Genomic DNA, 10132 nt, shown 5'->3' with positions numbered 1-10132 from the left:
GTTAAGGCTCTTAGCGCTGATGGTACTGCACCCGGTAGGTGTGTGGGAGAGTAGGTCGCCGCCGAGATTCATTTTTTGATGTGGTGGGGGTCCCCGGTCGGGGATCCCCACCCTTTTTTTGTGCCCGCGGGATGTGCGGGGCGCGCCTGCAGGTACCGACGCGGCACCTGGAAGGGCTGCGGAGGAACCGCCCGGCGTCGGGGTTGCCCGTCCGGCCGGGACGGCCTAGACTGGGAAGCGTCGAGAACGACGAGACTTGCCGACGCCGCGGCGTCGAGCTCGAGGTTTTCGGTGGTTATAGCCAGAGGGAGACACCCGGTCCCATTCCGAACCCGGTAGTTAAGGCTCTGAGCGCCGATGGTACTGCACCCGGTAGGTGTGTGGGAGAGTAGGTCGCCGCCGAGATACACCACCCGAAGGGGCGGATCCGATGGAGGACCCGCCCCTTCGTCGTCTCCGGAACCCCTTCCCGCTCCCGCGCTGTCTCCGCCCTCTGCCGCGGGCCGGTAGAGTGCCGGTATGCCGCAGACCCCTCCGCAGACCCAGACCACCCCGACCGTGCACCGCGGGAACTGGCTCACCCTGGACCCCCGGCTGACCTACGGTCTCGCGCAGCTGCGCTGTGAGGTCTTCGTGATGGGCCAGGGCATCACCTCGGAGCCTGAGCTGGACGGCCGGGACCTGGAACCGGAGGCCGTCAGCTACTGGATCGCCGATCAGACGGGGCGGCCCGTCGCCACCCTGCGCACCCTCGCCGGGGATCCGGAGACCAAGGAGGTCGTCATCGGCCGGGTCGCCACCGCCGCCTCCCACCGCGGGCGCGGACTGGCCGGGGCGCTGCTGCGCGCGGTCATCGCGGACCACCCCGGCCGGGTGCTCACGATGCACGCCCAGGCCCACCTGCGCGACTGGTACGCCCGCTACGGCTTCCTGCCGGTCGGGCCCTCCTTCCAGGAAGCCGGCATCGAGCACCTGCCCCTGCGGCGGGAACCCTCCGGCGACTGAGGTCGACCCGAGCGGGGGGGCCAACCCTTGTCCGGGGTGCTGTTCCCGCCCGTCGCGCAGCCTCCGATGCCGCCTCCGGCCTCACCCGCCCGAGGGAACGGCGGCGGCCCGACGGGCCGGGCTACACTGGACGGGTCCCGCGCCCCGGCAGCCCCCGGTCGTGTTCGGGCGCGTCCCAGCCCCGTGCCGCCGACGACGGGCCGGCCCTCCGGTTCTGCGCCGGGGCTGCCGTCGTCGACGGACGACGCCCGAGTGGCGGCTCGCGCCCACCCAGCGCAGACCCGTCGGCACACCGAAGGAACCCCACGGAAACGGAGCCCGCACCCCATGGCATGGCTGAGCCTCGTCCCCTCCCTGGCCCTGTGCGCCGCGATCCTGGTGATCCCGGGGCTGCTCGTGACGCTGGCGGTGCGGGTGCGCGGCTTCGACGCCCTGGCCCTGTCCCCGGCCGTCTCCGTGGCCGTGATCGCCGTCAGCGCCATCGTCGCACCGCATCTCGGTCTGCGCTGGGCGCTGTGGATCCCCCTGCTGGGCGCACTGCTCCTGGCCCTCGTGCTGGGGGCCGTGCACCTGCTGCTGACCCGCAGCGGCCTCGCCGATCGACCCGCCCCCCGGCCCACCGACCGATCCGCCGAGACCCCCGCCTCCGCTGCCGCCGGGAGCTGCCGGCCCGCGTCCCGGTGGTTCGACCGCGAACAGGGTCGATACTGGGTCGCCCTGGTCCTGGCCGGCGGGCTCATGCTGCGGGTGCTCACCAATGCGGTCGGCAGCCCCCAGTGGTTCTCCCAGACCTTCGACAACAACTTCCACCTCAATGCCGTGCGGTGGATCGCGGACACCGGCGACGCCTCCTCGATGACCCTCACCGCGATGACCTCCGGGGACGAGGCACCCGCGTTCTACCCCGCGGCCTGGCACGACGTCGTCTCCCTCGTGTTCATGACCGGAGGGGACACCATCCCCGCGGCCACCAACGCGATGATCCTCGTGGTCGGCGCCCTCGTGTGGCCGCTGAGCGTGCTCTTCCTGCTGCGCAGCATGCGCCGCTTCGGGCTGCCCGCCGTCCTCTGCTCCGCGCCCCTGCTGGCCGGATTCAGCGCCTTCCCCCTGCTGCTGATCTTCTTCGGGGTGCTCTACCCCAACGTCCTGGGCCTGGCCCTGATCCCGGCCGGCCTCGGAATCGTCCTGGAGCTGTTCCGCCTGGGGGAGGCCCGCCGACTGGACACCGCCCAGGCCGTGCTCCTGGGCCTGCCGTCCGCCCTCGGCGTCGCCCTGGCCCACCCCAACGCCGTCATGTCCCTGCTGGTCATGGCCGTTCCCATCCTCGTGCTGCGCGCCCTGCGCCAGATCCGCCGCGCCGCCGCCGGAACCACCCGTCCCCTGGCCGCGCTCGGGCAGGTCCTGCTGATCGCGGGACTGCTGTGGTTCGTGTGGTACCTGTGGGGCGTCGTGCGCCCGCAGGAGAGCGCGGCCGCGTGGGGCCCGTCCACCAGCGACAGCCAGGCCTTCGGCGAGGCCCTGCTCAACGCGCCGCTGAGCCTCGTGTGGGCCCAGTGGACCGTGAGCATCTTGGCGGTGCTCGGCGTCGTCGCCGCCTTCCGGGCACGCACCAACCGGTGGCTGCCCCTGACCTACGGCGTGCTCATCTACTACTACGTGGCCGTGCGCTACCTGCAGTGGGACCAGGATCGCATGTGGGTGACCGGGGTCTGGTACAACGATCCGTACCGCCTGGCCGCGCTGCTGCCCCTGGCCGCGATCCCGCTGGCCGTGCTCGGGGTGCAGATGATCGCGGAGGACCTCGCCCGCTGGCGCCCCCTGCAGGTGCTGGCGCGCCGCTCGCCCCGGGCCGCCGGGCGGGTCGGTCTCGGACTGGGTGCGGTCAGCCTGATCCTGGTCACCGCCCTGACGCAGTTCGCCCGGCCCCTCACCCAGATGATGGACAACTCCTACTGGACCTACTACCCTGGCCCCGGGGCGGCCCTGGTCTCCGCGGACGAGCTGGACGTGCTGGAGGCCATGGATCGCTGGGTGCCCGCGGAGGACGTCGTCGTCGTCAACCCATTCACCGGCGGTGCCCTCGCCTACGCCCTGGCCGACCGGCGCACCACCGCCGAACACACCCTCTACACGCCGACCCCCGCCGAGCGGACCATCGACGAATCCCTGAGCGAAGCCCGCGAGGACCCCGCCGTGTGCCGGGCGGTGGAGGAGGCCGACGCCCGCTGGGTCCTGGACTTCGGGGATCGGGAGGTCAACAACGGGGACCACTCCGATCGGTACCGCGGCCTGGAGGGTCTCGAGCAGGCCGGGGTCGCCCGCACCGTCTACCGCGCGGGAGACGCCAAGCTGCTGGAGATCACCGCATGCCGCTGACCCCGTGTACCCGCCGCGCCGCGTCCGGTCCCGCTGCGCAGGCGCCGGTGCCATCGGGTTCGGCCCGGTAGACTGGAGGCACTATGGCACAGACTCCCGAGGCCCCGCAGCAGCCGAGCTGCCTCATCATCATGCCCGCGTGGAATGAGGAAGAGGTCATCGACTCGACCCTGCGCGAGCTGCAGGACACCATGCCCGGCCATGACCTCCTCGTCGTCGACGACGGATCCACCGACGCCACCGCCCGCGTGGCCCGTGCCGCCGGCGCCAACGTGCTCCAGCTGCCCTACAACATGGGGGTCGGCGGGGCCATGCGCGCCGGGTACAAATACGCCCAGCGCCTGGACTACGACCGCGCGATCCAGGTCGACGCCGACGGCCAGCACGACCCCCGCGATATCGAGCGCGTCCTGGCCGGGCTGGAGCACGCCGACATCTCCATCGGGGCGCGCTTCGCCGAACGCGGCACCTACAAGGCCTCCGGGCCCCGGCGGTGGGCCATGAGCCTGCTCGCCCGGATGTTCTCCCGCGTGGCCGGGACCCGGCTGACCGACGTCACCAGCGGCTTCCGGGCCGGCAACCGCCGGGCCATCGCCCAGTACTGCCGCTACTTCCCCGCCGAGTACCTCGGCGACACCATCGACTCCCTGGCCATGGCCCTGCGCGCCGGACTCACCGTGACCCAGGTGCCCGTGGAGATGCGCGAACGGCAGGCCGGCACCCCGTCGAACAACCCCTGGAAGTCCGCGGTGTACCTGGTCCGCTCGCTGTTCTCCTTCCTGCTGTCCATGACCCGGCGCCGCATCACCCCCCATGCAACCGAAGGAGGGCAGGCGTGAGCATCTCCACCGTCTTCTTCCTCATCCTCGGCCTGATCGTCCTCGTCGCCGTGGTCAGGCTCGTGCGGAACCTCAAGCTGCGCGAGAAGTACGCCGCCCTGTGGCTGTTCCTCGGTCTGATCACCGTGGTCCTCATGCTCTTCCCCCGGCTGCTGGACCGGCTCGCCTCCTGGGTGGGGGTGGCCACGCCCGTGAACCTGCTGTTCCTCATCGCGATCCTGCTGCTGCTGGGCATCTGCCTGCACCTGTCCCTGGAGATCTCCCGGCTGGAGGATGAGACGCGGGTGCTCGCCGAGGAGTCCGCGATCCAGCGCTCGCTGCTGATCCGGGAGCTGGAGCGCACCGGGCAGCGACGCAACCCCACCGCCTCCCTGCCCATCATCCACCCCGATGACGTCCCCCGCCCGGACATCGCTGAGGCGGGTGCCGCCCGCGGCGGCGCCTCCGGCCGACCGGGTCGCACCGGGGCCGGGCCGACCGAGACCCCTGACACCGACACCCCGGAGAAGCCATGACCGTCGACATCCTCTTCCCCTACTACGGCGACGTCGCCCTGATGAAGCAGGCCGTGAAGTCCGTGCTCGGCCAGACCGAACGCGACTGGCGCATGGTCGTCATCGACGACGGCTACCCGGATGACTCGATCCCCGGCTGGTTCGACTCCCTCGGGGATGAGCGCGTCACCTACCTGCGCAACGAGCAGAACCTCGGTGCCAACGGCAACTACCGCAAGGCCCTGACCTTCGTGGAGAACGAGCTCGTCGTCGTCATGGGCGCCGACGACGTCATGCTGCCCAACTACATCGAATGGCTGGTGGCGGCCGCCCAGGCCCAGCCCGAGGCGCAGATCTTCCAGCCCGGGGTGTTCGTGATCGACGAGCACAACGCCCCTTCCAACACGCTCGTGGAGAAGACCAAGGCCGTGTACCGGCCCAAGCGCACCACCCTCCTGAAGGGCGAGGACCTGGCCGTGTCCATCCTGCGCGGGGACTGGCTGTACTTCCCGTCCCTGGGGTGGCGGGCCGAGACCATCACCGAGCTCGGCTTCCGCGAGGGCCTGGACGTCGTGCAGGACATGGCGCTGGTCATGGACGTGGCGATGAGCGGCGGGGCGCTGTACTACGACGAGACCGTCGCGTTCATGTACCGCCGCCACCAGGCCTCCGACTCCTCCTGGCGCGCCCTGGAGGGCACCCGCTTCGACGAGGAGCGACGGTTCTTCCAGACCATGGCCGATGAGATGGGGGCCCTGGGCTGGACCAAGGCCGCCGGAGTGGCGAAGCTGCACCTGTCCTCGCGCCTGCACGCCGCGAGCCTCCTGCCGCGCGCCGCGATGGCTCGGAAGTGGTCCGGCGTGAGGAACCTCGCCGCGCACCTGGTGAAGTAGGGGCCGCGATGAGCGGGGCGGGGCCCGCGAACGGCGGGTCCGACGCCGCCGGAGCCCCGTTCCCCGCCGCGGGGCAGGGTGAGGCCGGACGCACCATCACCCGGCGGGAGTCCCTCGGGATCCTCGCCGCCTCGATGCTGGCCGCCGCCTCCGCGCTGGTGGCCACCGTGCTGGCCGCGCGCGCCCTGGATGAGCGGGGCACCACCGAGTTCCTCGTGTTCTGGTCCCTGCTGTTCGGGGTCTTCGGGGTGATGGCCGGGGTGCAGCCGGAAGCCACCCGCGCCGTCGGCGCCGCGCGGCTGCGCCCGAGGGATGCCGGCGGGTCCGCCGGGGCGCGGGTGCTGCCGGTGGCCCTCGGATTCGGGGCGGCAGCCGCCCTCCTCCTGGTGGGCGGGGCCCCGCTCTGGGCCGCCTCCTTCCTGCCCACGGGCACCGGCTGGGCCGTGGCCCTGCTGGGTGCGGGGGTGCTGCTCTACGCCGGGCACGCGGCGATGTCCGGGATCAGCGCGGGCCGGGACCAGTGGACGCTGTTCGCCGTGCTGGGCGGGGGTGAGGCCCTGTGGCGGCTGGTGGCCATGTTCGGCGTGGCCCTGATCGCCGCGAGCGTGCTGGGCCTGGAGGCCGCGGCCGTCTCCGCGGTGCTGCTGTGGATCCTGCTCACCCTGGCGTGCCCGGGCGCGCGGGCGGCATCGCGGGCCCGGGCCGACGTCCCCGCGCCCCGCCTGGTGCGCAACATCCTGCTGTCCATGGGCTCCTCCGCCTCCTCGGCCGTGCTGATGGTGGGCTTCCCCTTCGTGCTGCGGGTGACCGAGGGCGGCGGGCTGAGCCGGGATCAGTCCGTGCTGCTGGGCGGGCTGATCCTCGCCATCTCCATCACCCGCTCCCCGATCATGATCCCGCTGCAGGCCTTCCAGGGGGTGGCGATCTCCGCGTTCCTCAAGCAGCGGCATCGCCCGATCGCCGCGATGGCCAAGCCCGTGGGAGCGCTGCTCGGGGTGGGGGCGCTGGGGGCCGCGCTGGCCGGGAGCATCGGGCCCTGGCTGTTCGTGCTGATCTACGGGCCGACGTACGACGGCGTGATCCGCGGCGGGCTGCTCGCGGTGCTGACCTTCGGCTCGGCGGTCATGGCCGCGCTGGTGCTCTCCGGGACCGCCGTGCTGGCCCTGGACGCCCACCGGCTCTACGTGAGCGGCTGGGCGGTGGCCGCGCTGACCGCGATCGGGCTGCTGTTCCTCCCGCTGGACCTGGTGCCGCGCGCCGTCGCCGCCCTGTACCTGGGACCGGCGGCGGGCTTCGGCGTGCACCTGGCGGGGATGCGCCGCGTGGTGCGGCCTCCGACGGGTCGGTGACACGGCGGCGCGGGTAGGCTGTGCGGGTGCACCAGACCCCCACCGCGCCCCGGACGCAGGCGCCCGCGCCGATGCTGCGGCGCAGCCTGCGCAACCGCCACGTCACCATGATCGCCCTGGGCGGGGTGATCGGGGCCGGCCTGTTCGTCTCCTCGGGCGCCGTCCTGAACAGCGTCGGTCCCGGCGCCTGGTTCAGCTACCTCCTCTCCGGCACGCTCATGGCCCTGGTCATGCGCGCCATCGGGGAGATGGCGGTGCTCCTGCCGCAGGCCCGCGGGCTGGCGGACTACGCCCGGATCGGCCTGGGGCACTGGGCCGGGTTCTCCGTCGGCTGGATGTACTGGTACTTCTGGGTGATCGTCGCCGCCGTGGAGGCCATCGCCGGGGCCAACATCATCACCGCGTTCTGGCCGCAGCTGCCCACCTGGCAGGTCTGCCTGGGGCTGATCGTCGTGATGACCGGCATCAACCTCGCCTCCGTGAAGGCCTACGCCGAGGCCGAGTTCTGGCTCGCCTCCCTCAAGGTCACCGCGATCATCGCCTTCGTCGTCGCCGGCTTCGCGTTCCTCATGGGCTGGCTCGGGCGGCCCTCCCCGGGGCTCGGGGTGATCCGGGACCACGGGGGGCTGCTCCCGCTGGGGCTGGGCGCCGCCATCGTCGGCTCCGTGACGGTGCTGTTCTCGTTCTCCGGCGCGGAGATCGCGACCGTCGCCGCCGCCGAATCCGAGGATCCGCCCCGCTACGCGGCCCGGGCCACCCGGCAGGTCACCTACCGGATCGTGCTGTTCTACCTGACCTCCATCGCCGTCATCGCGTGCATCGTCCCCTGGGACCTGCCGATGTCCGGGGAGCGGGTGCGCAGCCCCTTCGCCGTCGTCCTCGGGATCATCGGCATCCCGCACGCGGAGACCATCATGCAGATCGTGGTGCTCACGGCGGTGCTCAGCTCCCTGAACTCCTGCCTGTACCTGACCTCCCGGGTGATGTTCTCCCTCGCCGCCCACGGAGACGCCCCGCAGCGGCTGGTGCGGGTCACCCGCCGGGGCGTGCCGGCCCGGTCCATCCTCCTGGCCACCGTGTTCAGCTACCTCTCCGTGGCGGCCAACTACTTCTTCCCGGAGCAGGTGTTCCTGTTCCTCATCAACTCCTCCGGCGCCATCTGCCTGGTGTACTACCTGATCCTGATGCTCGCCCAGCTGCGGGTCCGGCGCCGGGCGGAGGCCGACGGGACCGCGGTGCGGATGCGGATGTGGGGCCATCCGTGGCTCTCTCGCGCGGTGATCGCCTGGATCTGCGCGGTCCTGGTGTTCATGGCCGTGTGGCCCGCCACCCGCGCCCAGTTCTGGCTCTCCGCCCTCTCCGTGGCCGTGGTCTTCGCGGCGTACGCGGTGCGACGGCGCGCGGACCGGGGCCGCCGCCGTCGCACCGCAGAGGAGGAGGGGATCAGATGACGCCCTGCGCCAGCATCGCGTCCGCGACCTTCCGGAAGCCGGCGATGTTCGCGCCCGTCACGTAGTCCCCGGTCCGCCCGTACTCCTCCGCGGTCTGCTCGCAGGCCGTGAAGATGTTGGTCATGATCTGGCGCAGCCGCTGATCCGTGTACTCGAAGTCCCAGGTGTCCCGGGTGGCGTTCTGCTGCATCTCCAGGGCCGACGTCGCCACCCCGCCCGCGTTCGAGGCCTTCCCCGGGGCGAAGGTGATACCCTCCTCGCGGTACACCTCGATGGCCTCCTGCGTGGAGGGCATGTTCGCGCCCTCCGCCACGAAGCGGCACCCGTGCGAGGCCAGCAGCCGGGCCGCCTCCCCGTCGAGCTCGTTCTGCGTGGCGCACGGCAGGGCGATGTCGCACTCCAGCTCCCACAGGTTCCCGCCCTCCACGAACCGGGCCCCCGCCACCTCCTCGGCGTAGGCGGAGACGCGCTCGCGGCGCTGCTCCTTGACCCGGCGCAGCAGGTCCACGTCCACCCCGTCCGGGGTGTGCACGTACCCGGAGGAGTCCGAGAAGCCGACGACGGTGGCGCCCAGCTGCTGAGCCTTCTCGATCGCGTAGATCGCGACGTTCCCGGACCCGGAGACCAGCACCTTCGCGCCGTCGAACGACGCCCCGTGGGCGCGCAGCATCTCCGCGGTGAAGTACACCAGCCCGTAGCCGGTGGCCTCGGTGCGCACCAGAGACCCGCCCCAGGCCAGGCCCTTGCCCGTGAGCACCCCGGACTCGTGGCGGTTGGACAGGCGCCGATACTGGCCGAACAGGTACCCGATCTCCCGGGCGCCCACCCCGATGTCCCCGGCGGGCACGTCCGTGTACTCCCCGAGGTGCCGGTGCAGCTCGGTCATGAACGCCTGGCAGAAGCGCATCACCTCGGCATCGGACTTGCCCTTGGGGTCGAAGTCCGAGCCGCCCTTGCCGCCGCCGATGGGCAGACCGGTCAGGGAGTTCTTGAAGATCTGCTCGAAGCCCAGGAACTTCACCACGCCCAGGTTCACGGACGGGTGGAAGCGCAGCCCGCCCTTGTACGGGCCCAGCGCGGAGTTGAACTGCACGCGGAACCCCCGGTTGACCTGCACCCGGCCGTGATCATCCACCCACGGCACCCGGAAGATCAGCTGCCGCTCCGGCTCCACCAGGCGCTCGATCAGCCCGTGGTCCCCGTAGGCGGGGTCCTTCTCCAGGAGCAGGCTCAGGCTGCCGAACACCTCGGCCACGGCCTGATGGAACTCCGGCTCACCCGGGTTGCGCCGCAGCACCTCCCGGTAGAAGCCGTCGATCTTCTCGCTCACGTCCGATGCCACGGTGTGCTCCTCATCTCTCGGCTGCCGTCCGCCGCCCACTCTACGGGGACAGCCGGATCATCCGGAGATCAGGGCGACCCCGCCGAGCACCACCGCGGCCCCCAGCAGACGCCGGCCCGGGTTCGCCTCCTTGAAGATCAGCCACCCCAGCAGCGAGCCGATGACGATGCTCGTCTCCCGCAGCGGGGCCACCAGGGACACCGGCTGGGTCTGCATCGCGATCAGCACCAGCACGTACGCGGAGGGGGGAGAACGCCGCGATCGCCAGGATCGGCCACACGTTCTCCCGGAGGGTCCGGCCCAGCACGTACCACCAGATGAACACGAAGGAATCCCCCGTCTTCGCCTTCGCCGCGAGGTTCCAGATCGCGTGGAACACGGCG

9 protein-coding genes and 1 rRNA gene are annotated in these 10132 nt (G+C 71.7%); 8 read left to right on the top strand and 2 right to left on the bottom strand.

All coding sequences use genetic code 11. The features are described from left to right. The first annotated feature begins 287 nt into the window (after positions 1–287). The 8 genes from rrf (at position 288) to NQ707_RS09840 (ending at position 8407) form a co-directional block, all read left to right on the top strand. A 5S ribosomal RNA gene (gene rrf / locus NQ707_RS09875) occupies positions 288–405 on the top strand. Positions 406–519: 114 nt separating this feature from the next. Next, positions 520–1005 carry a GNAT family N-acetyltransferase gene (locus NQ707_RS09870; protein ID WP_081046239.1) on the top strand — a complete coding sequence of 162 codons (486 nt, stop codon included), beginning with the start codon at positions 520–522 and terminating at the stop codon, positions 1003–1005. A 327-nt stretch (positions 1006–1332) separates the two neighbouring features. Next, positions 1333–3381, top strand: coding sequence for a DUF6541 family protein (locus NQ707_RS09865; RefSeq protein ID WP_404435650.1), 2049 nt, complete (start codon positions 1333–1335; stop codon positions 3379–3381). Positions 3382–3464: 83 nt separating this feature from the next. Beyond that, positions 3465–4220 carry a glycosyltransferase family 2 protein gene (locus NQ707_RS09860; protein ID WP_064725766.1) on the top strand — a complete coding sequence of 252 codons (756 nt, stop codon included), beginning with the start codon at positions 3465–3467 and terminating at the stop codon, positions 4218–4220. Beyond that, complete coding sequence (locus NQ707_RS09855; RefSeq protein WP_064725765.1) at positions 4217–4735, top strand: DUF2304 domain-containing protein; 519 nt, start codon at positions 4217–4219, stop codon at positions 4733–4735. Before NQ707_RS09860 ends, NQ707_RS09855 begins: the two co-directional genes overlap by 4 nt. Beyond that, positions 4732–5607 carry a glycosyltransferase gene (locus NQ707_RS09850; RefSeq protein ID WP_058730268.1) on the top strand — a complete coding sequence of 292 codons (876 nt, stop codon included), beginning with the start codon at positions 4732–4734 and terminating at the stop codon, positions 5605–5607. Before NQ707_RS09855 ends, NQ707_RS09850 begins: the two co-directional genes overlap by 4 nt. An 8-nt stretch (positions 5608–5615) precedes the next feature. Then, positions 5616–6956, top strand: a complete 1341-nt coding sequence (locus tag NQ707_RS09845) for a hypothetical protein (RefSeq protein WP_242650397.1) — start codon at positions 5616–5618, stop codon at positions 6954–6956. Between the two features lie 26 nt (positions 6957–6982). Beyond that, positions 6983–8407, top strand: a complete 1425-nt coding sequence (locus tag NQ707_RS09840) for an amino acid permease (RefSeq protein ID WP_196826328.1) — start codon at positions 6983–6985, stop codon at positions 8405–8407. Here NQ707_RS09840 and gdhA read toward each other — a convergent pair. Both gdhA and NQ707_RS09830 read right to left on the bottom strand, forming a co-directional pair. Continuing rightward, complete coding sequence (gdhA, locus tag NQ707_RS09835; RefSeq protein ID WP_100464945.1) at positions 8400–9749, bottom strand: NADP-specific glutamate dehydrogenase; 1350 nt, start codon at positions 9747–9749, stop codon at positions 8400–8402. The two genes, NQ707_RS09840 and gdhA, sit on opposite strands and share 8 nt — an antisense overlap. Positions 9750–9806: 57 nt before the next feature. Then, positions 9807–9977, bottom strand: coding sequence for an EamA family transporter (locus NQ707_RS09830; protein ID WP_404435646.1), 171 nt, complete (start codon positions 9975–9977; stop codon positions 9807–9809). Positions 9978–10132 lie beyond the last annotated feature (155 nt).

The sequence above is a fragment of the Rothia sp. BD8 genome (assembly GCF_044878465.1).
Taxonomy (GTDB): Bacteria; Actinomycetota; Actinomycetes; order Actinomycetales; family Micrococcaceae; genus Rothia; species Rothia kristinae.
Note: the sequence above shows the minus strand (reverse complement) of the source record. Positions and strands in the feature narration are given on the sequence as shown.

Coding starts and splice junctions, on each gene's coding strand:
- NQ707_RS09865 (WP_404435650.1), top strand. CDS start 1,333: ATGGCATGGCTGAGCCTCGTCCCCTCCCTGGCCCTGTGCGCCGCGATC.
- NQ707_RS09860 (WP_064725766.1), top strand. CDS start 3,465: ATGGCACAGACTCCCGAGGCCCCGCAGCAGCCGAGCTGCCTCATCATC.
- NQ707_RS09870 (WP_081046239.1), top strand. CDS start 520: ATGCCGCAGACCCCTCCGCAGACCCAGACCACCCCGACCGTGCACCGC.
- NQ707_RS09845 (WP_242650397.1), top strand. CDS start 5,616: ATGAGCGGGGCGGGGCCCGCGAACGGCGGGTCCGACGCCGCCGGAGCC.
- NQ707_RS09850 (WP_058730268.1), top strand. CDS start 4,732: ATGACCGTCGACATCCTCTTCCCCTACTACGGCGACGTCGCCCTGATG.